Source organism: Vibrio sp. FE10, assembly GCF_030297155.1.
GTDB classification, from domain to species: Bacteria; Pseudomonadota; Gammaproteobacteria; order Enterobacterales; family Vibrionaceae; genus Vibrio; species Vibrio apostichopi.
The window spans coordinates 946040-970799 of record NZ_AP028067.1 but is presented as its reverse complement, the minus strand read 5'-3'; the positions used below and the strand labels follow the sequence as shown (position 1 = coordinate 970799).

Genomic DNA, 24760 nt, shown 5'->3' with positions numbered 1-24760 from the left:
CAACTGAATCGAGAATCTCCCACACCGACCAACACTACCTGACAGAACACATCGCTCTCCCCTGTCATTCCCGAGAGGGAGGAACGACCGAGTCGGGAATCTGATTCCTTTCGGTGCTCCCTTAAAACAAAAAAGCCCGCATCAATTTCTTGATACGGGCTTCATAATCAATGTGCTAGAAAGTTACTTCTAGAGAGAATTACTTGTAGAAAGACTCATCCAATCCAGCACGTGTCAGTAGGCCATCACACGGCGCGAAACGATCACCGTACTTCTTAGCGAAGTCGTTCATCATCTCTACCAGTGACTTAATACCCACTTGATCCATATAACGGAACGGACCACCTAGGAATGGCGGGAAACCGATACCGAAAATAGCACCGATATCGCCATCTCTCGGGCTACGGATAATACCGTCATCGAGACAACGAACCGCTTCGTTAAGCATCGGTAACACACAACGCATCGCGATGTCGTTATCGCTTAGCTTAGGTTCAGGTTGCAGCTTAAGCAGCTTGTAAACTGACTTATCGACTTCCTTCTTCTTACCTTTGTAAGTGTAGAAACCTTTGCCACTCTTACGGCCTTTACGGTTGTCATTCAACAGAATGTCGAACACATCAGGGCCTTGGAAACGTTCGCCCAATTCATTAACCAGAATCGGGATGATCTTCGCACCGATATCAACACCCACCTCGTCTAGCAAAGTAATTGGACCAACCGGGAAACCGAAGTCCAATAACGTGCTGTCGAGCTTTTCAATCGGCTCATTTGCCAGTAACAGATGCGCCGCTTCATTCATGTATGGAGCAAGAATTCGGTTCACGTAGAAGCCAGCCGTGTCTTTAACAACAATCGGGGTTTTACCTTGCTTCTTCGCTAATGCAACAACCGTCGAAATAGTTTCTTCTGACGTTGTTTCATGAGGAATAACTTCAACCAGTGGCATTTTTTCTGCTGGGCTGAAGTAGTGAAGACCGACCACGTTTTCTGGTCGTTGCGCCTTCTCTGCAATCTTATGGATTGGCAATGAAGAAGTATTGGTCGCAAAGATAGTACTAGGCTTGGCATTGGCTTCAATGTCCGCAACCATTGACTGCTTAAGATCAAGATCTTCAAATACCGCTTCAATCACCACATCGGTGTGGTTGAAACTGGTAAAGTCGATGCCACCAGAAAGCTGAAGCATCTTACTTTCAAGACCAGAACGGCTCAAAATACGACGTTTACGCTGCTTATCGAACAACTTGTAGTTGTAGTTAAGCGCGTTCAATACGCCTTCGTTAGATACATCTTTAATACGAACCGGTACTTTCGCTTTAGCAACACTCACATGGCTGATACCTGCGCCCATTAGACCGCCGCCGAGCACGCCAACACGCTTAACCGCTTTGGGTTCTGCGTCTGCGCCGTGCTCTTTTTTCATTTCAGTCGTGGCAAAGAAGATCGAACGCAAAGCTTTAGATTCTGCTGTCATCACCAGCTCAGAGAAACGCTTAGCTTCATATTGAAGACCTTTATCAAAGCCGTTCTCTAAGCCATAACGAATCACATCAAGAATCGCATCAGCGGCTGGATAATTACCGCGTGTTTTCTGGTTGGTCTTCTTTGAAGCTTGTTCAAAAATCACCTTGCGACCCAGACCCGTGCGTGAAATCAGTTTTTCTTTGGTCGAAGCTTGGCTTTTAGACGCAAGACGTTTGCCTTTTTTACCGCCTGAGTTCTTTTCAACAAAGCTCTTAGCCACTTCAAGTAAGATAGTTTCTGGCACACAAGCATCTACAACGCCGAGTGATTTCGCTTTTTTAGCGCGCAGCTGCTTACCCGTAAGAATAAGGTCAAGAGATGGTAATAAACCGATAAGACGAGGAAGACGTTGCGTACCACCAGATCCCGGTAACAGACCGAGCTGCACTTCTGGCAAGCCAAGGCGAGTCTTGTCTGAATCAGTGCACACACGGTAATCACACGATAGTGCGAGCTCTAGGCCACCACCTAAACATGGGCCATGAATCGCTGCGACAACAGGATAAGGCAAATCAGAAAGCGCTTGGAACATCTCTTGTCCCTGACGCGCCAGAGACTGTGCTTCATCAGCCGTCTTACAAGCATCCAGCATTCGAACATCAGCACCAGCAATGAAGTTATCTGGCTTCAATGAATGAACGATTAAGCCCTTAACTCGGCTTTGCTTTTCTTTCAGCTGCTCGAAGATTGCTTTCATTTCTTCCGCAAATGCCGCTTGTAGCGTGTTCATTTTTTCATTTGGCACATCGATCGCAAGCCATGCAATATCTTGGTCATCGATAGTTAAAGAAAACGCAGTCGCCTGTTTTACGACTTCATCGTTTATAACTGCCTTGTCACTTTTGGATGCAGCCACTGGCGTTGAATCCGTTTTTTTGACTGCTTTCTTTTCTTTTTTCACATCAAGAGTCGTAGACATTATTCCACCTCCAAGATCATTGCTGCACCTAATCCACCAGCCGCACAAGCTGTGTTCAATGCTAAGCCACCACCACGGCGTTTAAGTTCACGCAGTGTTTGAGTCATCATTCGTGCGCCAGTCGCTGCAAACGGGTGTCCGTAAGCAATTGAGCTACCCAGAACGTTGAACTTCTCCATATCAATCTCACCGATCGCTTTGTCACGGCCAAGATTCTTCTGAGCAAACTCATCGCTCGCAAACATTTTGACGTTAGCCAGAACTTGCGCTGCAAACGCTTCATGCATCTCGATAAGTGTTAGATCTGATAATTCTAGACCGGTGTTCTTCAAAACTTGAGAGGTCGCGTAAGTCGGGCCCATCAACATATCCGTTTCAACACCAATCGCTGAGAACGCGTAACCACGAATGTAACCAAGCACTTCTAAGCCTAGCTCTTTCGCTTTGCCTTCGCGCATCAACATCACCGCGGCACCGCCATCGGTAAGAGGCGTGGCATTGGCTGCCGTTACACTGCCGTATTGTCTGTCGAATGCAGGGCGTAATTTAGCGTAGCCTTCAACCGTCGAGTCATGACGAATGTTGTTGTCTTCTGCTAAATACTTTTTATAAGGCGCTGGGAAGGCTGTCATCACTTCGCCTTGGATCTTGCCCTCTTTCCAAGCTTGAGAAGCCAAAGAGTGAGAACGGTGAGCAAGTGCGTCTTGTTCTTGACGGGTAATACCATGAGTTTTCGCCATCTGCTCAGCGGTTTGACCCATTGATAAACCGGTCGAGTATTCAGCAACAGCAGGCGGTACTGGCATAAGATCTTTAACGGAAAGCGTTTTAAGAATCTTAAGCTTTTGACCCATTGTCTTGGTTTTGCTGAGCGCTAATAAGTTTGCCGCTAACTTTTTCGAAACACCGATTGGCAATACAGAAGAAGAATCCGCCCCACCAGCAATACCAACATCAATCGTGCCAGCCATAATACTCTCGGCCACGTTAACAGCGGCTTGAAAGCTCGTTGCACAAGCTCGTGTCACGCTGTACGCGTCGGTATTAATATCCATACCAGTACCAAGCACAATTTCACGTGCAATGTTTGGCGCTTCTGGCATCTGTACTACTTGACCGAACACGACTTGTTCAATAAGCGCAGGATCGATATCTGTTCGCGCAAGCATTTCACTCACGACCATTTTGCCTAGGTCAACCGCAGGCACTTGGCTAAATTCTGTACTCTGACGAGCGAATGGGGTTCGTAGTCCAGCGACAACGGCAACACGTTCTCCAGAACGCGTTTTGACTTCCTGTTTGCCCATGGTTTCTCCTTAAAGTTAAGAGGTCTGACCTGAAGCATTGTAAAGAAGTTGTTAATTAAATCAAACGAGCGTTTAAATAAACGTGATACGAGTATCTCACTGTTTGAAAATATAACTGGGCATTCAGGCGAACCTTTTTGGGGGAAAGGTTGTCCTAAGAGACTAAACTATTGCTAGTAGAGACTGTTATGCGTAGGTAAAGAGTCGATGGTTTTGTATCGGAGTATTTTCTGAAGGCAAAAAAAAACCACACAAAGCTGTGTGGTCGGAATGTATATAAAGCAATTAACTTAACGCCAATTGAAATAATCAGTTTCCTGATTAGGAGAAAGTAAAGTCAGCCTTCAAAAGGAAGTGTCGTCTTGCTCAACATGCTAGCCACGAATGACTAACTAGACGACAAGGTGTACTATAGCTTGTTCGAGGCCTTAGATTTTGAAGTAGATCAATTTTAATGTGATTTTACGATTTCCTGCCGATCGTTAGCTCTAAAAATATAAAAACGAAGCACGACGTATAGAGGACAGCTATACGCAGAGCAATTATGGAGGCTCGTGTGTCAATAATAAAAATGTTTGGAAAGAAAACAGCCAAGCGTCCGGTCAACTCTGATATGGACAAACAAAGAAAATACGAAGCACTCGTGCGTGCCTATCATCGTGACCTCTTTCGCTACGCCTATTGGTTATGTAAAGACAAAAGCATTGCCGAAGATTTAGTACAAGAGACTTGCCTTCGTGCATGGAAGTCACTCGATAGCCTACAAGATGAAAAAGCCGCGAAGTCTTGGCTGATTACTATCTTGCGCCGCGAAAACGCTCGACGTTTTGAACGCAAACAGTTTGATCTGGTTGATATCGACGATCATGGTAATGATGCTAGTGTCAGTGATGACCCACACCATCAACATCTGTGGTTGCAAGCTCAGATCATGAAACTTGAAATTGATTACCGTGAACCGCTCTTCTTACAAGTCATTGGTGGGTTTAGTGGTGATGAGATCGCGGACATTCTCGATCTCAACAAAAACACGGTAATGACACGTTTATTCAGAGCTCGAAATCAGTTGAAAGAGATGCTGGATACAGAAGAGGCAGAGAGGGGGCAACATAATGGATGATTTGGAATTTCGTCGTCGTGTATTGTCGGAACCTAAGCAACGTACACAAGATATTATTGATGCAGCTACAAATAGCGAAGCCAATAGTAACTTTTTAGACGATGTACTATCGCTTGATAAGCAGATCCACTCAGCAATGAACGTGGATGTGCCAGACGATCTCGCAGATCGTATTCTGTTCAATCAGACCTCAAGCGAAGAAAGCAAAGTAGTAAGGCCTACTTTTGCTCGACGAGCGATGGCGATGGCAGCCTCAGTTGCATTCGTTGCCGGTTTACTTGTTGGCCAAGTTAACTGGGGAAATGCGTTAGTCTCTCCAGCTCAAGCAAGCTTGGTTGATACAGCAATGAAACATGTTGTTGATGAAAAGAGCTTCGTTAGCGCAATCGACGAACAAGTCACATCACAACAAATCAATGCCAAGATGAACCCATTTGCTTTTCAGTTTGATGAAGCGTTTCCTTATCACGTTTACTACCTGAACCATTGTGGTTTTGGTAAGTCCAACGCTGTACATATGGTCTTCCAAGGTCAAAAAGGCAAAGTCACACTGTTTTTGACTGGGATTCCGACAGAAAAGCCCGTCGATTTTGACGAAGAAGGTATGTCTGGTTCAGTAACACCGATTGATAACAGCAGCCTTATCCTTGTGGGTGAAAATGGCGAGGACGTTTCTAAAATCGCCGAAAAGCTAACAAAAATGATCAAACCGATGAGCTAATTCGCTCTCAAAGCCCCGTCACAAAAGGCCCAGCAACTATATTCTTGATATTGCTGGGCTTTATTTATTAATAAACAGAAAAACCATTCACCTAACCAATACATCTAGAGTTAAAACTCTAAAAAGAAGCATTTCCCACCATTTTCGTGTCAGATAGGCGTCATTTCCATAATTTTATCCTCAAAATTTCCAATGGTCGGATTTGTATATCGTATACTTCCGAATAGGATCAGCCACCATTGAGCAATTGCTCAAATTAATCGCCCTGTAGAGGCGGATATATAAAGGAATAAATGAATGACTACCAACAACACGCGTCTGTTTAAAAAGTCTCTTTTAGCAGTAACAATCACACTGGCGTCTTCGCAAGCGATGGCAGCAGGTTTCCAACTTAACGCACAATCAGCAACCGGCATCGGCCGTGCTTTCGCTGGTGATGCAGTAATCGCAGATAACGCGTCAGTAATGGCACGTAACCCTGCAGCAATGGCACTATTTGATAAAACTGAGCTATCTCTTGGTTTTGAAAGCATCACTTCAATGATTGAAGTTAAAGATGCTACCTATAAAGGCTTCATGGGAAGCACCTCCAGCAATGCTGATTATGACGATGCTGGTGATACTTCTATAGCTCCAAATATTCACCTTATTGTTCCTATCAACGAAAAGTTTGCTGTAGGCTTCAATGCTTATTCGAACTTTGGTACAAAAACTGAGTTCAGCGATAGCTATGTGGGTGGTGAATACGGCGGTCTTACAGATGTAAAAAGTGTTAACTTTGGCCTAGCTGGTTCGTACCGTTTAAACGATCAATGGAGCTTCGGCGCTGGCCTTGATCTTATTTACGGTAAAGGCGAGCTGAAACGAACAATGAGTTCAGAAGTTGGTACTCCACCTAGCCCATTGCTACCTCAAGCAGGACAAACCGTTCTTGACGCTGAAGCAGATGGCTGGGCTGTTGGCTTTAACCTTGGTACTGTTTTCGAATTGAATGAAAGCAACCGTTTTGGTTTGGCTTATCACTACTCTCCGAAGCTTGAAGCTGAAGGAGATATCAGTTACCAAGGCACTGAATATAAAGATGATACTCTTTATATGCCTCTACCTGATATTGTTGAGTTCTCTGGCTTTCACAAAATCGAAGATACTAAATTCGCGGTTCACTATTCAGTACAATGGATTGGTTGGAGCTCATTTGACAAGCTAGAAGCAGAAAAAGCGGGTGTTCTAAATAATTACGAATGGCAAAATGGTATGCACTACTCTCTAGGTGGTACATATTACATGAATCGTGATTGGACACTTCGTGCCGGCTACATGTATGACACTAGCGCACAAGATGAAGTAACTTCAGTTTCAGTGCCAGATTCAGACCGCCAATGGTTCTCAGCTGGTTTCACATACCACATCAACGAAGCATCAAACGTAGACTTTGGTTTCACATACCTAATGGGCGACGATGTTAAAGTCAACGAATCAACTTCTGTTGTTTCGTCAATTTCAGCAACAACTCGTGCTGATGCAATCCTAATGGGTCTGCAGTACAGCCGTAGCTTCTAATATAATCGAAGTTAACAATCCCAAAGGGTCGCATTACGCGACCCTTTTTTGTTACCTAAACCACTGACTGACATCAATTTAGGCTTACAGCTGTAGCCTGCAGAGGCAAAATACGCCTACAGGTGTACGCTCAAATTTCGCAACACAGCCGAAACATTCAGACTATTTACCTAATAATCAGTCACATTTGATCATTAAATTCCTAAAACACTGTTTTATTCGAATTTCATTTTTAAAGTAATAACTCTAAACGTAGAATCACGCCACTAAATACTTATGATTCAGCGAACATAATAATGAAAATGAATAAGACTCTTCTATCTGCTGCAGTGGCAGTTGGACTACTTTCGACTTCTACCGTGACTCAAGCGGCAGGTTTTCAATTAGCAGAATACTCAGCAACTGGTCTTGGCCGTGCGTACGCTGGTGAAGCTGCAATGGCAGACGGCGCGGATGCTCAATGGCGTAACCCTGCAATGCTGACTTACCTAGAAGGCACACAAGTTTCTGTTGGTGGTATCTACGTTAACCCTAACATTGATGTTAAAGGTGAAGTAAACCACGCTCACCCTGCTATAGGTACAAGCCAAGCATCTTCAAACGATTTCGCAGATGACGCTATTATCCCGAACCTTTACATTTCTCACCGTTACAACGAAAAATTTGCTATCGGTTTTGCATTTGGCACGAACTACGGTATGGAAACCAACCTAAGCGATGATTTCAATGCTTCCCACTTCGGTAATGAAGCAAGCGTAATCACTAAAGAAGCTAACCTGAACTTTGCTTATCAAGTTGTTGAGCAAGTAAGTCTTGGTGGTGGTATTCGCTATGTTATGGGTGAAGGTAGCTTTGGTGCAACAACACCAGCAAAAAATGCAATCGGAGTTTCAGAAGGCACTACACTGAAATACATGGAAGGTGATGACACAGCTTGGGGTTGGCAAGTAGGTACGGCATGGCAGATCAACGAAGACCACCGCATCGGTTTTGCCTACAAGTCTGAAGTTGAACTGAAACTAGAAGGTCACGCAGAGGGCATCGGTTTTGGCATGGCACCAGGTCAACGTGACAACGGGCATATGATGTTGGCACTTCCTGCAACAGCAGAGCTTGCAAGCTTCCATCAACTAACAGAAGCATTGGCTGTTCATGCAAGCTTCAACTGGACTGACTGGAGTTCTTTCGAAAAACTACAAGCAGAATTAAACACATACGGCAGCCAAACAGTTAAAGTGGAAAATTGGGAAGATAACTACCGCCTTGCTTTAGGTGCAACTTACCAAGTTGACCCAAAACTAGCACTACGTACTGGTGTGGCTTATGATACTTCGGCAGTTAGCGACAAGAATCGTACTATTACAATCCCAGAAACAGATCGTACTTGGCTAAGTGTTGGTGCTGGTTACCAATGGTCAGAGCAACTGTCATTAGATGCCGGCTTTACATACATCATTGCTAAAGATGCTCCAATCACAGAATCACGTGGCTATGCATCTGACGACGCTGCAGAAGTCGTTGGTGGTCAATTTGTTGGTACAACAACTGGTAACGTTTGGCTAGTAGGTATCCAAGCTAACTACCGTTTCTAATCGACTTAACCTAAAGTCATAGATTATTAAAAAGGCTCGATGTTAAATAAACATCGAGCCTTTCTTTTATCAGCTATTCAAAGTGTTATATCTAGTAATCTTCTAGGTATCCATCGATGAAATCTTCTTCATCAAGATCGACCTCTTCGGGTTCAATCTCGGCTTTAAAGTCACGACGTTGAATATAAACATCTCGCGTTAAAGCATACGGATCTGGCGAGTCGTCTAGCAAGGCTTCTTGCGACACTAACTGTGCACGAGTCTCCATACCTTCGAATGCCCACTTACCTAAACTCGCCCAAAAGCTAATCAATGACAAAGGTACATACAAGCTATCCACTTGCTCGGTCACTTCACGAGTCGTAATAGGACCATAACCCGGAACCATAAAGTAAGGACCATTCCCTACCCCGTAGTGACCAATCGCATCAGAAAACGACTTATCGTCATACTTGGTGATACCCGCTTCACTCGCAATATCAATCAAACCCAACAAACCAAATGTTGAGTTAATCCAAAAACGGTTGAAATGATCGAGTGCTTTCTCGCCATTACCCATGAATAAGTTGTTCACCATGCTTGCGGGTTCGTCTAAGTTGGCCAAAAAATTGGAGATACCCGATCGAACGGGTACAGGAGTGTAACCAACATAAGCGAGAGAGACAGGGCGAACTAAATAAGGGTCTAGATATTCGTAATTGATATCCCACATCGCTCGGTTGAATCCTTCGAAAGGATCATTCGGGTGGGACTCTTCGACGTATTCAGAAGTTTCGAGGTTATCATCGTTAGTGCTTTCGTCTGGTGCGCTAGAACAGCCCACCGTTAAGCTTGCGATAAAAAGTAAACTCGAGAGTCTTAAAACACTGACAGACATATCACCTTTTCCATAAGGAATAATAACACCAACCGTAGTAAATAACTGCTTGATCTAGCTTGTTAAAACGCTCGATAACATCGTTAGAAACTGTGATTGGTATAGTTATAAAAAAGGCCAGCAATCGCTGGCCTCAATTGTTTGCGTAAGTCTATACCGTTTGTCACTAAATCGGAATAGCTAACACTTATGCAAAGTGATGATTAATATTGTTTATTGATATCAATGGTAACGGGTGACCCCAATTCAACCACTTCACTCTCACCGTACCAATCACCGTCACGTGTAGAAACGTTGCCATCTGTATCAAGCCTAGCTCGAACCATTAATGTTTCAAGGCTAGACAGTTTCTGGCCTTCCATCATGCTATTGCCGTCATCAAGGACAACAGTGCGAGGGAAAGTGCCCAATGGGTAACGGGCTGCTGCAACAGGCATCGGCGAACCATCCGCTCTGTGCACTGAAACAACCAGTACAGACTTAGGATCAACATTGACATCGCCAGCCAGTTCAAGTGTTACTGCAACACTCTTACCTTGATCAACGCCCATGGTATCGCCCATTTTCTTCTGTGCGCTTTCGATGCTGCGTGACAACATTTCGTAACGACTGTCTTGTGGACCAATCATCTGTTGCATGATACTCCAGTACTTAACCGCACCAGGGTAATCCTGACGTTCAAACGAATCGAACGCTAGTAACGAGAACACACGAAGGTCAACGTAATCATTTTGAATCAAGCGGCTCAAAATCAGACGAGCTTGGTTTTGATCGGCTTCATCCGGAGAAAGCATCAACGCTTGAGCGAAACCTAACTGAACATCTTCATTCTTAGGTTCAAGCTTGTAAGCTCTTTCCATTGAATCTTTCGCTGTTTCAGCATCACGATTTGCTAATGCGATACGACCTAGCAGTAACCAACCTGTAGAGTCTTTTGGTTGATAGTGCAGACGAGTACGAAGAGCCAAAGTTAGATCTTCCAATTCATCATCGGTTAGCGCGCCACCTTCTGATGACATTAGCTTTTTAGACAATGCAGGAAGATTTGCGCTCACTTCTTGCCAATGCTGTACCTTATCTAATGCACCAAATTTAAAGTACATACCGTAGGTAACAACCAAAACAAGAATCACTGATGGTACAACTACGCCAAGCGTAGAGATTTGTGTCTTCTTGATTTTTTCTTGTGTTGGAACATCATCAAGTAGCGACTGTTTTAAGTCAGCGATCAGTTCTTGTTGGTTATCAACAAGGCCTTCTTCCGCTTCTACTTCTAATTCAACTAAGCGATCTTTATAGAAGGCTTTATTCAACTCATCGCGAAGCACGTCATCGTTGTTTTCCTTCTTGTTCAAGAAAGGCAGAACAATCAATAAAACTGCGGCTAGCGAAAGGACAATTGTAGAAATCCAAAATAGAGTCATTACTGTTTATCTCCGTCGTTCTCTTCGTCGAGTAACGCTTTTAAACGTGCTTCTTTGTCTGCATCCCAGTCTTTATTGGACTCTACTGCTTTCGATTTTGACTTTCTGCTTCGTAAAACAATCAAACCAAAACCTAATACAACAACCGCAAACGGGCCAACCCAAAGGATCGATGTCGCTAAGGTCAATGGCGGGTTGTACGTTACAAAGTTACCGTAACGAGCAATCATGTAATCAATAATTTCTTGCTCAGACTTGCCATCTTTTGTCATCTCGTACACTTTTTGACGCAAGTCGACCGCAAGTTCCGCGTTCGAATCACCAATCGTGTTGTTCTGACATTTTGGGCAACGAAGCGTATTGCTCAAATCTTTAAATTGTTGCTCTTGATCGACCGTATCAAACTCATGAAATTCGATAGGTGCAGCCGTTACCGACGCAGAGATAGCGAACGTGGCGAACAATGCTACAAGTGTTTGTTTAATCATTTCGCCTCCTCCAATAACTCTTGGTACATCGGCTGAAGTGTCGATGCCCAGTTTGTTGGGTTAACATCACCAACGTGGCGGTAACGAACAACACCGTTAACGTCGATTAGGAACGTCTCTGGTGCGCCATATACGCCAAGGTCTAGACCCAGCATGCCATTTCCATCGAACAAGCTAATTAGGTAAGGATTACCTAACTCGTTCAACCAACCTACCGCTTTGTTGCGATCATCTTTGTAGTTAAGACCAATAATCTTAACGCCTTGATCAGCCAGCTTATTCAAGTAAGAGTGCTCTGCATAACAAGTCGGGCACCAAGTCGCCCAAACGTTAAGCAGCAGTGGCTCGCCTTTAAAGATAGCTTGGTCATGGAACTTACCAGGTTGCTCTAAGTCTTCTAAACCAAACTCAGGAACGGGCTTACCAATCAATACCGATTCCAGTTTAGTCGGGTCATCACCCGACTGGTTGCGCATCAATTGAGTTGCAAAGATTCCAGCTAGAACCATGAATGCAATCAATGGAATGAATAAAATCTTCTTGTTCATTCGAATTATGCCTCCTGCTCTTCAGCCGACTTTTTCGTTGGCTTACGGAAACGGTAACGACGGTCACTGATTGCAATTACGCCACCAATCGACATGATCAAAGAACCTGCCCAGATCCAACGTACAAACGGTTTGTAGTAGATGCGAACTGCCCAAGATTTGTTGTCGTCTAAACGCTCACCCATTGCGATGTATAAGTCACGTGTAACGCCACGATCAATCGCCGCTTCAGTCATCATAGACTTAGCAGTGGTGTAGAAACGTTTTTCAGCGTGAAGCGTGTTGATGTATTTGCCTTCTTTGGTAATTTCAAAGTCAGCGATGTAACCATCGTAGTTAGGGCCATCTTTGTCACGAACACCTGTAAATAGGAAGTCGTACTCTTCAAGCTGGTAGCTTTCGCCAGGTGCCAGACGAACATCACGTTCAATACTGTAGTTTTGCACCATTGCAATACCGATCACTGTTACAGCTAAACCAATATGACCACAGATCATCGCCCAGTGGCTACGAGGCAGTTTAGTTAGGCCTTTCATGAAAGTATGGCGGTGAGTTGCACGCTCATGCAGCTCAAAGCCATGCATGAAGAAGATCCAGAACGCCATTACCCAACCAGTGTAAGCCGTACCACTGAAGCGGTCAGCCAGCAGGGTTACCATTAGCGCGCTTAAACCTAGCGAGAAAATACCCGAAACTAACATTGGTTTAATAAGCTTAGACAGGTTGTCACGCTTCCAACGGATAAGTGGACCGATACCCAATAGGAAAGAGAACGGGATCATTAACCAGAAGAACAACATGTCAAAGAATGGTGCACCGATTGAAACCGATCCCAGACCTAACTGCTTATGAACGAGTGGTAGCAATGTACCCACTAACACAACCACTAACGCAGCAATCAATAAGATGTTGTTGCCGAGTAGCGCATTTTCACGAGACACTAAATCAAAATTACCACGGACACGAACCGATGCGCCTTTAACAGCGAACAACAGCAGTGAACCACCGATAACAAATACTAGGAAGCCTAGAATAAACATACCACGAGCAGGATCCGACGCGAACGCGTGAACAGAAACCAAGATGCCCGAACGAACGAGGAACGTACCTAGTAAGCTTAATGAGAACGCAGAGATCGCAAGTAAAACGGTCCAAGCTTTAAACGTGCCGCGCTTTTCTGTTACCGCAAGCGAGTGCATTAACGCAGTACCAGCCAACCAAGGCATGAATGAAGCGTTTTCTACTGGATCCCAGAACCACCAGCCACCCCAGCCAAGTTCGTAGTAAGCCCACCATGAGCCTAGTGCGATACCTACTGTTAGAAATAACCAAGCCGCGATTGTCCAAGGACGAGACCAACGAGCCCATGCCGTATCTAAACGACCACTCATTAGAGAAGCAATAGCAAAAGAGAACGCTACCGAGAAACCCACGTAACCCATGTAAAGCATTGGCGGGTGAATAATCAAACCCGGATCTTGCAATAGCGGGTTTAAGTCACGGCCATCGACAGGGAAGAAAGGTAGCGTACGTAAGAATGGGTTAGACGTTACGATAATGAACAGCAAGAAGCCGACAGTAATCAAACCCATGATCGCAAGTACGCGAGCAACCGACTCTTGAGGCATACCACGGCTAAACGTCGCAACGGCAACCGTCCAACCCGCTTGGATTAGAACCCAAAGTAGTAAAGAGCCTTCGTGCGCACCCCAAACCGCAGTTATACGGTAGTACCAAGGGAGTTGGCTGTTTGAGTTACTTGCAACGTATTGAATCGTAAAATCATTGGTGTAGAACGCGTAACACAAGATGAAAAACGAAATCGCTAGGAATCCGAACATACCCCACGACAACGGTCGTGCACTATTCATCAATAATGTGTTGTTTCGAGCGGCCCCATACAGTGGGAGCACACTCAATAGCAATCCCAGCCCTAAGGACAGGATCATGGCAAAGTGGCCGATCTCGGCTATCATTGAGCACTTCCTTCTTTTTGTTCTGTCGAGTACTGCATTGGCTCATGGGTTTTCTTCATTGCTTCAGCAACTTCAGAAGGCATGTACTCTTCATCGTGTTTCGCTAATACTTCGAACGCTTCAATTGTTGTCGCATCTTTTAGAACGCCTTGAGCAACAATACCTTGTCCTTCACGGAAAAGATCAGGAAGAATGCCATCGTATAAAATTGTTACTTTAGGGCCGACATCTTTCAAATCAAAGCTTACACGTAGTGACTCGTTGTCACGGCTTACAGAACCGACTACAACCATGCCACCAATACGCAGGCGTTGGCCAACTTCAGGTTTTTTACCGTCTTTGCCATTAACAAGCTCAGTTGGTGTGTAGAACAGATCCATGTTCTGGTTAAGTGCATAAACCATTAATCCAACAGTTGCACTGATACCAAAAAAGATCGCTAAGACAATGCCCAGCCTCTTCTTACGTCTTGGGTTCATAGAGTGTTCTCCATATTTTTTGCTGCATCGATACGAGCTTGACGATCAATCTTCGCTTGTACTTCAGTTAGTAATTGCTTACTACGACGAACACTTACTACCAGTAAGATGATCATCGCGAGGAATGTGATTCCAAATGCACTCCATACATATGAGGCGTAGCCACCCATGGCAAAGAAATCACTCAGAGATTCAAAATACATAATTACCTACCCTACTACGCTTTATCAGCCGCGAGTTTACGAACCCACGGACGGTGACTTTCTTTACTGATGATTTCGTTTCTAAAACGAACCATAGTGACGGCACCAAAGAAGAAGGCGAAGCCGAAGATATTCAGAAGAAGCGGCCATAACATGTCATTTGAAATAGAAGGCTGATCAAACTTAGTAATCGTCGCGCCCTGATGAAGGGTGTTCCACCACTCAACAGAGAAGTGAATAATCGGCAGGTTGATAACACCTACGATAGCCAAAATACCCGCCGCTTTTGCCGCTGTTTTTTGATCATCAAAGGCGTGGTGTAATGCAATCACACCCAAATATAGGAATAGTAGAATGAGCTCTGAGGTTAAACGTGCATCCCAAACCCACCAAGCACCCCACATTGGTTTACCCCAAACCGCACCCGTTAAAAGCGCGATAAAAGTAAACACAGCACCAATCGGAGCCATTGCCAGTGCCGCCATTTCAGACAATCTGACTTGCCATACCAAACCGATAAAGGCAGCAATCGCCATCGACATGTACACGCCCATCGACCAAATTGCAGACGGAACATGGATGTAGATGATTCGGAAGCTATCACCTTGTTGGTAATCTGAAGGTGCGAACGCTAAGCCCCACACCGTACCGACGGATAGACACAATAGCGCTAGGATAGAGAACCATGGCAAAAGTTTACCAGCGAGCTGGTAAGACGTTTCTGCTTTGGCATAGGGATGGAGCCATTTCCACATGTTGTAATCTCACTCTTACTTCATATTGCTTACAGCTATTAAAGCTATAATTATAATAATTTTATTTGTCTTGCTTTCAGTTTTACTGACTCTATGAGTCCAATCGACACATTTGGTTCATATTAGCTATACGATAACGGAACCCTAATCAGTTCACACTCACTCTAAGTGCGGCGCTGATCGCAAAAGGTGTCAGAGTCATGGCACCCATTAACATCGCCCCAAGCACCGCCAACTGGCCGTTGTACGCAACGCCCAATGCCGCAGCGTCAATCGCTGACGTCGCGAATATCAAAATGGGGATGTAAAGCGGCAGAATTAACAGGCTTAACAGCACACCGCCCTTCTGGAGCCCTACCGTTAAAGCCACACCAATCGCACCGATAAAGCTCAATGCAGGTGTACCGACCAATAACGTTAAAACAACCGACAGCCAGGTATCGAAATCCAAAGACAGCAATACCGCCAATAGCGGACTAATCAAAATTAATGGTAACCCGGTCAATACCCAGTGTGCTATGACCTTGGACAAGACTACCAACTGCAACGGGATGGGCATCAGCATCATCTGCTCAAGGGCGCCGTCTTGAAAATCATCGCGAAACAAGCGCTCTAAAGAGAGCAATGCAGAGAGTAAAGCGGCTACCCAAACGATGCCTGCTGCAATGCGCGCAAGTAAGTTTGGCTCTGGCCCAATGCTTAATGGAAAAAGGGTAATTACAATGATGAAAAACCACAGTGGGTTAAAAATGTCCGCTTGACGACGAAATGCGATAAGCAGTTCACGTCGAATGATCATTGTCATTGAAGAGATCATATTACTCACCCAACTTTATTTTTCTTAGTTTCGGGCTATCAGCAAACATGTCTTGGTGAGTAGTCAATAACACAATGCCACCATTATCAGCATGCTGAGAAAAAAGAGATTCAAGAACTTTCACGCCCTGCTTATCAATCGCAGTCAGTGGTTCATCTAAAATCCATAACATTTGCTTACTCAACCAAAGACGCGCCAACGCAACACGACGTTGCTGACCTGCAGAAAGTTGACCTGCAAGCACATCCTCTCTTCCAGCCAGACCCACTTGAGTCAAGGCATGATAGAGCTCTTCCTTGGTGGTATCAGCATTATGAATCGATTGATAAAAACTAAGGTTCTCATACGCGCTCAGTTCGCGCTTCACACCCGTTTGGTGCCCAAGAAACAGAAGGTTCTGATGATAAATGTCTCGACTCGACTCAATAGAGTTACCATCCCAAGATATAGAGCCTTCATCACGGTCACCTAAGCCAGTGATGATTCTCAGGAGTGTCGTTTTCCCAGTACCGTTACGACCTTCAACTTGAACCAGTTCGCCTGGTTTTAGCTGAAAAGACAACGATTCAAAGAGAACCCTGTCGTCACGAATAGCAGTTAAATTAGAGACTTCTAGCATAGGTAAATTTAGTCGAGTAATGAGAGGGCTATAGTAGCACACCAATAAGGTCACAAAACAGGACTAGGCGTTTTCGAGGGAACAAACTCCGTAAGAAACTGTTACTACCGCATCACAATTTACACATTTTTATTCTTGAAGCAGATATTGCCCTAGATACAAGCACTTATAAACATCGTTCTATAAATAAATCGACAGACATAAAAAAAGAAGCCAAAGCTTCTTTTTAAGAGGAGTACATAATAAACATCTGATTATTAATACTGATTGAGCGCTCAATTTAACGACGTCGAGGTGGAGGCTTACGATCGTGAGAAGAGGGTTGTTCGTCAAAAGATGACGGATTACTTCTTAATGAAGGAATCTTCTCTTTGCCTGCAAGCTTATTCTGCAGAGACATCATTAGCTCAGCTTCCGCTTTCGGCAATTCGCATTCTTCAATCAGTTCGTTGATCCCAGCACCAAGCTGAACCATTTTGGTCGCTCGTGTGTACAAACGGCCATCAGTATCAGCGTGTTCGAGTTCAACGATACGCTCATTCAAATGCTTAATCACATCTTGTTGCTCAGTCACTTTTTGACCAAGACCAAGAACAACAGAGCGAACCTCAAGTAATTGCTTACTCGATTTTTGCAGCTCTTTGTCCAAGTTACGAACTTGAAGGCGTGATTGGTCTACCTGTTTTTGAATAGCTCTTTTTACTTTGCTAAGCAAAATCAAGATGAACAACGTAAACACGCCGACTCCTGCAATTAACACTGCAGGACTCAAAGGAAGCGCTTCAAACATTACAGGTGAGCCATCTCATCCCATTCGTCTTCGCTTAGTAGTTTGTTTAAATCTACTAAGATAAGCAGCTTGCCATCACGGTTGCTTACACCTTGGATGAACTTAGCACTTTCGTCAGTACCAACACTTGGAGTCGTGTCGATCTCAGAAGAACGTAAGTAAACCACTTCAGCAACGCTATCTACTAAGATACCAATAACTTGACGCTCAGATTCGATAACGATGATACGAGTGTTGTCTGTGATTTCACCTTGCATCAAACCAAAGCGAGAACGAGTGTCGATAACAGTCACAACGTTACCACGTAGGTTGATAATACCTAGAACGTAGTCTGGAGCACCTGGTACTGGAGCGATTTCGCTGTAGCGAAGTACTTCACGTACCTGCATAACATTAATGCCGTAAGTTTCTTCTTCTAGCTGGAATGTCACCCATTGAAGTACTTCATCATTAGTTGGGTCTTTTCTTACTTCAATTTCACTCATATGAGACATATTTAATCCTCTTGCCGTCGTTACCGACCACTATTATTAACTTGATGCTTGTTGTTAGCCTAATGCTTATTACTAGCTTAATGCTTTTACATCTAGCCCTGCGTTTAGCATGGCGATCAATGCTTCGACATGAATCAAAGCACACATTTTTTCTTTTACCATACCAGCGAGCCAAGGCCGTTTCCCTGCCATTTCTCGCCAACGTACTTTATCTGTATTGAGAAGCTCAGTGCCTTTCAGCTCAGTGCCGGCAAGCCCCCACAAGCTTTCTCCAAGCATAACTATATATTGATAGTTTTCTTTGTATTCATCATTCGTTAGTTTCTCCGACATCACCCATTTTGCGGTGTCGACAACATCTAACTGACTCTCTCGGTTTGTTTGCAAACCTAAATACCAAGCAGGCTTACCAATCAAATGGCTGAGCTCTTCAAGGCGATGAATACCACCAAGTTCATCAAGAGGAACCGCAAAAGTTACCCCGTTGACATCAAAATACAGTACCTGAAAATCTTCTGTTCGAGCTGTGCTTTCCCATGATGTAAACCGTTCAATGCCGCCAGATTGAGTTTCAAGCTCAACCTCAGGTTCACTGACCGATTCAATCTCTGGTTCTTCAATGTTCGTTTCGTCTTGCTGAGCTTCAACGTGCGAATCTTCAGCTATTGGTGACTCAATTGTCGGCTCAACAGCTTGTTCAACATATAGCTCAAGAGCTATTGATAAATCAGGCTCAGGGAGATTCCAGTCTTGAATTTCAGGCTCTACAGAAAGCTGAACGGATTCAACGGCAGCATCATAGATTTGCATGTCTGCGTGTTGAGCAATTTTCTGCGTATTTTGATCCATTAATTCATCAAGATTCAGTTCATCAACCACATTCGTCGCTTCTAAGCGGCTCAGCAGTTTTTGTACATCCTCAAGGTTTGGAACCTCAAACTCCGCCTGTCGCAACTCGGCGTAGGTGGAGTAACTTGAACGTTTTGGCTCTGGCTCTGGCTCTGGCTCTGGCTCTGGCTCTGGCTCTGGCTCTGGCTCTGGCTCTGGCTCTGGCTCTGGCTCTGCAGATGATGACTCATCGTTAGACTCGTCAACAAAAAATTCGTCAGAATCCAGAACTTCATCGCCTAACAGCGCAGTAAAGTAATCATCAAGTGCTTGTTCACTCGATAAACTTGGTCGCGCCATGGTTGATTCTTTATTCGCGCTCATTTATCGCCAGCCTTTCGAGATAAATAAGCAACTGTTTGTAAGCAAATACACCACGACTACCCGATGCAAAATGAGATGCTGGTAAGCGCTTTAGGCTTGCATCTCTAAACTTAGTGTCAATAGGGACAGCAGATGTCCAAACTTGATTTGGATAATCTTCTTTCAGCTGAGTTAACGTCTGTAATGAAGCCTTGGTTCGCTTGTCATACATCGTCGGTACTACTGTCACTTTAAACGGCGTTTTACGAGATTTTTGCATGATAGTCAGAGTGCGAATCATGCGTTCTAACCCTTTCATTGCCAGAAACTCAGTCTGTACTGGGATGAGAATACGATCACTGCCTGCCAATGCATTCACCATCATCACGCCAAGAATCGGCGGGCAATCGATCAACACATAATCATAGTCATCTTTCAAAGCGGCAAGCGCACGCTTTAAAATTAATCCCATTCCACTGCGATTACCCATCACACGGTCTAATGTCGCGAGCGACATATGTGCAGGGATAATATCAATGCCTTCAACTTCAGTTTGCAATGTCAAAGGTCTTACCGTCTGAGCAGTAAACTCTCGCAACTGAAACAGATCAAACAAACTCGACTCCACCGTATCTGAGTCGTAACCCAGATAAGTGGTCAGTGATGCATGCGGATCGGTATCAACCAACAGAACACGGTGCCCTTTCAAGGCAAGCAAGCCTGCCAAAGTCACTGTCGTGGTTGTTTTACCAACACCACCTTTTTGGTTTGCAACACTCCAAACAATCATGTCGATTTACCTAAGCTAAGCCAACTTCAACCAGGATCCTTTCCGCAATACGGTCTAGAGGTAGGTCTTCAGTAGAAATGCCAGCTTTTGCTACAGCTTGAGGCATACCATATACAACACAGCTATCTTCGTCTTGCGCCCAAATCGTCGAGCCCGCAGTTTTTAACATACGCGAACCTTCTCGACCATCAGCACCCATACCGGTCAGTATCATAGACAAGACTTTGTCACCGTAAATCTTTGCAGCAGAACCAAATGTAACATCCACACAAGGCTTGTAGTTCATTCGGTCGCCACCATCGATAATTCGTAAGCGAGCAGACCCTGCACGGCCATCAACCATCATCTGTTTACCGCCGGGAGCAAGGTAAGCCACTCCTGGTTTCAACACATCTCCGTCTTGCGCTTCGCGAACTTCAATTTTACACAAGGTATTCAGTCGGCTTGCAAATGCAGCGGTAAAGGTTGCTGGCATGTGCTGAACTAACACGATCGGATGTGGATAGTGAGCTGGAATGCGAGTCAAAATCTTTTGTAGTGCAACAGGACCGCCAGTCGACGTACCAATGGCAGTTAACTGATACTTTTTACCTGATGCTCTAAATTTTGCAGTCGATGCGACAACAGGCTTCGCAGCAGGTGTTGCCGCTGAAGTGGTTTGACGCAGCGATGAAGCTGTTGACGCAGTTGCTGCTGCCGTTGCTCGAGGAGCAACAGGTGTACGACGCATGAACGCGCGCTTAGCGGCAATTTGAATCACACGCTGTTGAAGGAGAGCGACTGCATCGTCCCGGTTTCGAGCGATGTCTTCGAACTTCTTAGGTAAGAAATCCAGAGCTCCGGCATCCAACGCGTCCAATGTTGCTCTAGCACCATCATGCGTTAACGATGAAAACATCAAAATAGGCGTTGGAGACGCGGCCATAATTTCACGAACGGCTGTGATGCCGTCCATGACTGGCATTTCGATGTCCATAGTAATGACGTCAGGTCTAAGCTTCTTTGCTTTTTCAACCGCTTCTTTACCATTTACAGCTACATCGATGACTTCTAGGCGAGCCTCTGAGTTGATGATCTCGCTTACGCGACGGCGGAAAAAGCTCGAATCATCAACGACTAATACTTTAATCGCCATATTTATCCTTAAATTAAATTCTTGATGCTGCAGCGTACTGCTTCAACAAGTCAGGCACATCCAGAATCAATGCAATGTGTCCATCACTTGTAATTGTCGCGCCTGCCATACCTGGCGTACCTTGCAACAACTTATCAAGTGGCTTGATAACGACTTCTTCTTGGCCAATCAGCGTATCAACAACAAAACCAACTCTTTGGCTGCCAAGCTGAACAATAACAACGTGGCCATGTCCTTTACGTAGTTCAACAATACCGGCTTTTGGTGCCAGCCAATTTTGCAAGTAGAACAACGGGATAGATTTGTCACGAACGATGATAGTCAACTGGCCATCAACCACGTTAGTGCGGCTAAGGTCTAAGTGGAAAATCTCGTTTACAGAAGCCAATGGCAATGCGAATGGGTGACCCGCAACACCGACCATCAAGGTTGGTAGAATCGCAAGTGTCAGTGGAACCTTGATCGTAATCTTGGTGCCTTGACCCATTTCAGAATCGATATCGATCGAGCCATTCAGTGTATTAATCGCTGTTTTCACAACGTCCATGCCTACGCCACGGCCAGAGATATCTGAGATTTGCTCTTTGCTTGAGAAGCCAGGTGCAAAAATAAGATTGAAACACTCTTTGTTTGATAAGCGAGACGCTGCGTCTTCGTCCATCAGGCCACGTTTAACCGCAATAGCACGAAGCTTATCAGGGTCCATACCGCCACCGTCATCAACGATAGCCAATTCAATATGGTCACCTTCTTGCGAGGCAGATAGGATCACTTTACCTGTTTGTGATTTGCCAGCCGCAATACGAGCTTCAGGCATCTCAATACCGTGGTCCACAGAGTTTCTCACTAAGTGAATCAGTGGATCGGCAAGTGCTTCTACTAAATTCTTATCAAGATCCGTTTCTTCACCGCGCATTTCAAGAACAATATCTTTCTTCAAACTACGAGCAAGGTCGCGGACAACTCGTGGGAAACGACCAAAAACTTTCTTGATCGGCTGCATACGAGTCTTCATTACCGCACCTTGAAGGTCTGCGGTAACAACGTCTAAATTCGAAACAGCTTTCGCCATTTCTTCGTCGTTGCTGTTTAAGCCTAAACTCACCAGTCGGTTACGAACCAATACCAACTCACCCACCATGTTCATAATGGTATCGAGAGTTGATGTATCAACACGAACCGTTGCTTCCGCTTGTTGCTTCTTCGCTGGCGTTTTAACTTCAGCCTTAGCTGGAACATTCGGCTTAGGTTCAGCTTTAGCAGCAGGTTTCGCAACAGCTGGGGTTGCTGGCTTAGGCGTGACTTGTGGTGCAGGTGCAACAGGAGCCGCTGTTACATCAGCAGGCTTAGTTGCAGCATCCAGCTCTTCAATCGACGGGCCATTGCCTGAACCATGTAACTGGTCAAGTAACTTCTCAAACTCTTCGTCCGTCATCAGGTCATCGCCTTCAGACATCGCCGAAACTGGAGCAGCAACAGGAGGTGGTGGCGGTGGTGGCGTTGAACTTGCCGCTGTCGGGCTATTACCCGCACCGTGCAGTTCATCTAATAACTTTTCAAATTCGTCATCAGTAATATCACCACTGTCAGCAACTGGCTGAGGAGCAGCGGGCGCTGGCGGCGGAGTTGGTGCAGAAGCGGCTGTTGGTGAACCACCTTTACCATGAAGTTCATCAAGTAGGCGTTCAAACTCATCTTCAGAGATATCATCCACTGAAGATGCACTGATGCTAGAGCTTTCTACAACAGGCTCAGGCGCAGCAACAATAGGTTCAGGGATGACAGGGGCTGGCGCGACTTCATCTGCAGCCTCTGGTTTACAGAGACGATGAAGCTCATCCAATAAAGATTGGTCAGCGGGTACTAAAGCTTCCTGATCTTGCACGGCTCGAAACTGTACATTAACTGTATCGAGAGCCTGCAGCATCGTGTCCATCAAGCCTGATGTTACGCTGCGTTGACCGTTTCTTAGAATGTCGAACACATTCTCAGCACCATGACAAGTATCCACCAGCTCAGTCAATGCTAGGAAACCAGCACCACCTTTTACTGTATGGAAACCACGGAAAATAGCATTTAATAGGTCTTTGTCGTCAGGGTTATTCTCAAGCTCTACCAATTGTTCTGATAGGAGTTCAAGGATCTCTCCTGCTTCGACTAAAAAGTCCTGAAGAATATCTTCGTCTAAATCGTAGCTCATACGTTACCTTTAAAATCCAAGACTGGATAACAAATCGTCGACTTCATCTTGAGATGCCACAGCGTCTTCGCGCGCTTCTGGGTTCATAATTGGACCCTCAGGAGCAATAGATGCTTTCTTCTCTTTTTCTGGAGTTGGCTCTATTTGATTCGCACCGAATACCGTGAGAATCTCTACCAAACGTCCTTCAACCTCATTTACCAAGGTAATAACTTTGCTAATGATCTGCCCAGTTAAATCTTGGAAATCCTGAGCCATCAAGATTTCAGTCAGTTGTCCACGTAGTTCAGTACTATCGCCTTCTACTTGGACAAGTAATCCATCAATGCGGTGACATAAAGCTTTAAATTGTGCCAGCTCAATGCGGCCATGCATCAGTTCATTCCATTGAGGCCTTACTTGAAGTAAACACTCGTGTAGGTTGTCTGCTATTGGCATACAACGATCGACTGCGTCCATCGTCTTGTTTGCTGCAACTTCCGTTTTATCAATGACATATTGAAGGCGATCCCTAGCATCAGGGATTTCATCATTTGCGATAACGCTGATGCGTTCATCGAAATTGAATTGAGCCAAAGAGTCATGGAGGTCGCGAGTCAGACTACCTATTTCTTGAAGCATTGGATTGTCTTGAAGACTAAAATTATCTTCATAAATGCTTCTAACAAGAGAATCAGCACCTTGCTGCTCATCGTTTTCAAGCAGCTCTACTAATTTTTTTGCTTGTTCTAATGAAATCATCCTGAGTTCGGCCTTACTCCGCATACTTTGTGACGCTTCGACTATTGAGGTAAACAACACACTTAACCGTGAGTGTTTCTCTAGAAGCGCCTAAAAACAGGTTATTATTGACGCTTATAAGCGATCAAAAATCTTATCAAGTTTCTCTTTCAGAGTTGCCGCTGTGAAAGGCTTCACAATGTAACCATTAACACCTGCTTGAGCAGCTTCGATGATCTGTTCACGTTTCGCTTCGGCCGTGATCATAAGCACAGGAAGGTGCTTAAGTTCTGCGTCTGCACGAACGTGTTTTAACAGGTCAATACCTTGCATACCAGGCATGTTCCAGTCGGTTACCACGAAATCAAATTCGCCTTTTTTCAGCATTGGTAACGCGGTCAAGCCATCGTCTGCTTCTTGAGTGTTGTTGAAACCTAAATCGCGTAGTAGGTTTTTAACAATTCGGCGCATCGTTGAAAAGTCGTCAACAATGAGAATTTTCATGTTT

The 24760-nt window shown here is 44.8% G+C and carries 24 protein-coding genes; 4 read left to right on the top strand and 20 right to left on the bottom strand.

All coding sequences use genetic code 11. The annotated features are described in order from the left end of the window. Nucleotides 1-199 precede the first annotated feature (199 nt). Nucleotides 200-2446, bottom strand: coding sequence for a fatty acid oxidation complex subunit alpha FadJ (fadJ, locus tag QUF19_RS04445; RefSeq protein ID WP_286296568.1), 2247 nt, complete (start codon nucleotides 2444-2446; stop codon nucleotides 200-202). Next, nucleotides 2446-3753 carry an acetyl-CoA C-acyltransferase FadI gene (gene fadI / locus QUF19_RS04440; protein ID WP_286296565.1) on the bottom strand — a complete coding sequence of 436 codons (1308 nt, stop codon included), beginning with the start codon at nucleotides 3751-3753 and terminating at the stop codon, nucleotides 2446-2448. The genes fadJ and fadI overlap by 1 nt, the downstream gene beginning before the upstream one ends. A gap of 571 nt (nucleotides 3754-4324) precedes the next feature. Here fadI and QUF19_RS04435 point away from each other — a divergent pair. The 4 genes from QUF19_RS04435 to QUF19_RS04420 all read left to right on the top strand — a co-directional run bounded on the left by QUF19_RS04435 (nucleotide 4325) and on the right by QUF19_RS04420 (nucleotide 8746). Then, entirely contained in the window at nucleotides 4325-4873 is a 549-nt protein-coding gene (locus QUF19_RS04435) for a sigma-70 family RNA polymerase sigma factor (RefSeq protein WP_004736042.1), read from the top strand. Continuing rightward, nucleotides 4866-5594, top strand: a complete 729-nt coding sequence (locus QUF19_RS04430; protein ID WP_286296564.1) for a DUF3379 domain-containing protein — start codon at nucleotides 4866-4868, stop codon at nucleotides 5592-5594. Before QUF19_RS04435 ends, QUF19_RS04430 begins: the two co-directional genes overlap by 8 nt. 297 nt (nucleotides 5595-5891) lie before the next feature. Continuing rightward, nucleotides 5892-7154, top strand: coding sequence for an outer membrane protein transport protein (locus QUF19_RS04425; protein WP_286296562.1), 1263 nt, complete (start codon nucleotides 5892-5894; stop codon nucleotides 7152-7154). A 296-nt stretch (nucleotides 7155-7450) separates the two neighbouring features. Continuing rightward, nucleotides 7451-8746 carry an outer membrane protein transport protein gene (locus QUF19_RS04420; protein ID WP_286296560.1) on the top strand — a complete coding sequence of 432 codons (1296 nt, stop codon included), beginning with the start codon at nucleotides 7451-7453 and terminating at the stop codon, nucleotides 8744-8746. A 91-nt stretch (nucleotides 8747-8837) separates the two neighbouring features. On the opposite strand, the gene QUF19_RS04415 is transcribed toward QUF19_RS04420, so the two are convergent. The 18 genes from QUF19_RS04415 to cheY form a co-directional block, all read right to left on the bottom strand. Then, a complete protein-coding gene (locus QUF19_RS04415) occupies nucleotides 8838-9623 on the bottom strand; it encodes an MlaA family lipoprotein (protein ID WP_286296559.1) in 786 nt (261 codons plus the stop codon). Nucleotides 9624-9826: 203 nt separating this feature from the next. Next, on the bottom strand, nucleotides 9827-11047 hold the full coding sequence (gene ccmI, locus QUF19_RS04410; protein WP_286296556.1) for a c-type cytochrome biogenesis protein CcmI: 1221 nt from the start codon (nucleotides 11045-11047) through the stop codon (nucleotides 9827-9829). Continuing rightward, nucleotides 11047-11535 carry a cytochrome c-type biogenesis protein gene (locus QUF19_RS04405; protein ID WP_065104891.1) on the bottom strand — a complete coding sequence of 163 codons (489 nt, stop codon included), beginning with the start codon at nucleotides 11533-11535 and terminating at the stop codon, nucleotides 11047-11049. The genes ccmI and QUF19_RS04405 overlap by 1 nt, the downstream gene beginning before the upstream one ends. Next, a complete protein-coding gene (locus QUF19_RS04400; RefSeq protein ID WP_286296549.1) occupies nucleotides 11532-12083 on the bottom strand; it encodes a DsbE family thiol:disulfide interchange protein in 552 nt (183 codons plus the stop codon). The genes QUF19_RS04405 and QUF19_RS04400 overlap by 4 nt, the downstream gene beginning before the upstream one ends. Nucleotides 12084-12088: 5 nt before the next feature. Next, complete coding sequence (locus tag QUF19_RS04395; RefSeq protein WP_102435299.1) at nucleotides 12089-14059, bottom strand: heme lyase CcmF/NrfE family subunit; 1971 nt, start codon at nucleotides 14057-14059, stop codon at nucleotides 12089-12091. Continuing rightward, on the bottom strand, nucleotides 14056-14538 hold the full coding sequence (gene ccmE / locus QUF19_RS04390) for a cytochrome c maturation protein CcmE (RefSeq protein ID WP_017076805.1): 483 nt from the start codon (nucleotides 14536-14538) through the stop codon (nucleotides 14056-14058). The genes QUF19_RS04395 and ccmE overlap by 4 nt, the downstream gene beginning before the upstream one ends. Further along, nucleotides 14535-14741 (bottom strand): heme exporter protein CcmD, encoded by a 207-nt coding sequence (gene ccmD / locus QUF19_RS04385; protein WP_102435298.1) that lies wholly within the window; start codon nucleotides 14739-14741, stop codon nucleotides 14535-14537. The genes ccmE and ccmD overlap by 4 nt, the downstream gene beginning before the upstream one ends. A 14-nt stretch (nucleotides 14742-14755) precedes the next feature. Further along, complete coding sequence (locus tag QUF19_RS04380; protein ID WP_017104850.1) at nucleotides 14756-15496, bottom strand: heme ABC transporter permease; 741 nt, start codon at nucleotides 15494-15496, stop codon at nucleotides 14756-14758. Nucleotides 15497-15644: 148 nt separating this feature from the next. After that, a complete protein-coding gene (ccmB, locus tag QUF19_RS04375) occupies nucleotides 15645-16313 on the bottom strand; it encodes a heme exporter protein CcmB (protein ID WP_102435296.1) in 669 nt (222 codons plus the stop codon). 1 nt (nucleotide 16314) lies between these two features. Then, nucleotides 16315-16932, bottom strand: a complete 618-nt coding sequence (ccmA, locus tag QUF19_RS04370; RefSeq protein WP_286296532.1) for a cytochrome c biogenesis heme-transporting ATPase CcmA — start codon at nucleotides 16930-16932, stop codon at nucleotides 16315-16317. A 280-nt stretch (nucleotides 16933-17212) separates the two neighbouring features. Further along, entirely contained in the window at nucleotides 17213-17722 is a 510-nt protein-coding gene (locus QUF19_RS04365; protein ID WP_286296529.1) for a DUF2802 domain-containing protein, read from the bottom strand. Beyond that, complete coding sequence (locus QUF19_RS04360; protein ID WP_004736225.1) at nucleotides 17722-18216, bottom strand: chemotaxis protein CheW; 495 nt, start codon at nucleotides 18214-18216, stop codon at nucleotides 17722-17724. The genes QUF19_RS04365 and QUF19_RS04360 overlap by 1 nt, the downstream gene beginning before the upstream one ends. A gap of 72 nt (nucleotides 18217-18288) precedes the next feature. Further along, nucleotides 18289-19428, bottom strand: coding sequence for a chemotaxis protein CheW (locus tag QUF19_RS04355; RefSeq protein ID WP_286296513.1), 1140 nt, complete (start codon nucleotides 19426-19428; stop codon nucleotides 18289-18291). Next, nucleotides 19415-20197: a ParA family protein gene (locus tag QUF19_RS04350; RefSeq protein ID WP_286296510.1), complete on the bottom strand. Its 783-nt coding sequence runs from the start codon at nucleotides 20195-20197 to the stop codon at nucleotides 19415-19417. Before QUF19_RS04350 ends, QUF19_RS04355 begins: the two co-directional genes overlap by 14 nt. 10 nt (nucleotides 20198-20207) lie before the next feature. After that, nucleotides 20208-21332, bottom strand: a complete 1125-nt coding sequence (locus QUF19_RS04345) for a protein-glutamate methylesterase/protein-glutamine glutaminase (protein WP_286296508.1) — start codon at nucleotides 21330-21332, stop codon at nucleotides 20208-20210. A 13-nt stretch (nucleotides 21333-21345) separates the two neighbouring features. Then, nucleotides 21346-23532 (bottom strand): chemotaxis protein CheA, encoded by a 2187-nt coding sequence (locus QUF19_RS04340; protein WP_286296505.1) that lies wholly within the window; start codon nucleotides 23530-23532, stop codon nucleotides 21346-21348. A gap of 9 nt (nucleotides 23533-23541) precedes the next feature. Further along, on the bottom strand, nucleotides 23542-24273 hold the full coding sequence (locus QUF19_RS04335; RefSeq protein WP_017104842.1) for a protein phosphatase CheZ: 732 nt from the start codon (nucleotides 24271-24273) through the stop codon (nucleotides 23542-23544). 114 nt (nucleotides 24274-24387) lie between these two features. Beyond that, entirely contained in the window at nucleotides 24388-24756 is a 369-nt protein-coding gene (gene cheY / locus QUF19_RS04330) for a chemotaxis response regulator CheY (protein WP_017104841.1), read from the bottom strand. Nucleotides 24757-24760 lie beyond the last annotated feature (4 nt).

Coding starts and splice junctions, on each gene's coding strand:
- fadJ (WP_286296568.1), bottom strand. CDS start 2,446: ATGTCTACGACTCTTGATGTGAAAAAAGAAAAGAAAGCAGTCAAAAAA.
- fadI (WP_286296565.1), bottom strand. CDS start 3,753: ATGGGCAAACAGGAAGTCAAAACGCGTTCTGGAGAACGTGTTGCCGTT.
- QUF19_RS04435 (WP_004736042.1), top strand. CDS start 4,325: ATGTTTGGAAAGAAAACAGCCAAGCGTCCGGTCAACTCTGATATGGAC.
- QUF19_RS04430 (WP_286296564.1), top strand. CDS start 4,866: ATGGATGATTTGGAATTTCGTCGTCGTGTATTGTCGGAACCTAAGCAA.
- QUF19_RS04425 (WP_286296562.1), top strand. CDS start 5,892: ATGACTACCAACAACACGCGTCTGTTTAAAAAGTCTCTTTTAGCAGTA.
- QUF19_RS04420 (WP_286296560.1), top strand. CDS start 7,451: ATGAAAATGAATAAGACTCTTCTATCTGCTGCAGTGGCAGTTGGACTA.
- QUF19_RS04415 (WP_286296559.1), bottom strand. CDS start 9,623: ATGTCTGTCAGTGTTTTAAGACTCTCGAGTTTACTTTTTATCGCAAGC.
- ccmI (WP_286296556.1), bottom strand. CDS start 11,047: ATGACTCTATTTTGGATTTCTACAATTGTCCTTTCGCTAGCCGCAGTT.
- QUF19_RS04405 (WP_065104891.1), bottom strand. CDS start 11,535: ATGATTAAACAAACACTTGTAGCATTGTTCGCCACGTTCGCTATCTCT.
- QUF19_RS04400 (WP_286296549.1), bottom strand. CDS start 12,083: ATGAACAAGAAGATTTTATTCATTCCATTGATTGCATTCATGGTTCTA.
- QUF19_RS04395 (WP_102435299.1), bottom strand. CDS start 14,059: ATGATAGCCGAGATCGGCCACTTTGCCATGATCCTGTCCTTAGGGCTG.
- ccmE (WP_017076805.1), bottom strand. CDS start 14,538: ATGAACCCAAGACGTAAGAAGAGGCTGGGCATTGTCTTAGCGATCTTT.
- ccmD (WP_102435298.1), bottom strand. CDS start 14,741: ATGTATTTTGAATCTCTGAGTGATTTCTTTGCCATGGGTGGCTACGCC.
- QUF19_RS04380 (WP_017104850.1), bottom strand. CDS start 15,496: ATGTGGAAATGGCTCCATCCCTATGCCAAAGCAGAAACGTCTTACCAG.
- ccmB (WP_102435296.1), bottom strand. CDS start 16,313: ATGATCTCTTCAATGACAATGATCATTCGACGTGAACTGCTTATCGCA.
- ccmA (WP_286296532.1), bottom strand. CDS start 16,932: ATGCTAGAAGTCTCTAATTTAACTGCTATTCGTGACGACAGGGTTCTC.
- QUF19_RS04365 (WP_286296529.1), bottom strand. CDS start 17,722: ATGTTTGAAGCGCTTCCTTTGAGTCCTGCAGTGTTAATTGCAGGAGTC.
- QUF19_RS04360 (WP_004736225.1), bottom strand. CDS start 18,216: ATGTCTCATATGAGTGAAATTGAAGTAAGAAAAGACCCAACTAATGAT.
- QUF19_RS04355 (WP_286296513.1), bottom strand. CDS start 19,428: ATGAGCGCGAATAAAGAATCAACCATGGCGCGACCAAGTTTATCGAGT.
- QUF19_RS04350 (WP_286296510.1), bottom strand. CDS start 20,197: ATGATTGTTTGGAGTGTTGCAAACCAAAAAGGTGGTGTTGGTAAAACA.
- QUF19_RS04345 (WP_286296508.1), bottom strand. CDS start 21,332: ATGGCGATTAAAGTATTAGTCGTTGATGATTCGAGCTTTTTCCGCCGT.
- QUF19_RS04340 (WP_286296505.1), bottom strand. CDS start 23,532: ATGAGCTACGATTTAGACGAAGATATTCTTCAGGACTTTTTAGTCGAA.
- QUF19_RS04335 (WP_017104842.1), bottom strand. CDS start 24,273: ATGATTTCATTAGAACAAGCAAAAAAATTAGTAGAGCTGCTTGAAAAC.
- cheY (WP_017104841.1), bottom strand. CDS start 24,756: ATGAAAATTCTCATTGTTGACGACTTTTCAACGATGCGCCGAATTGTT.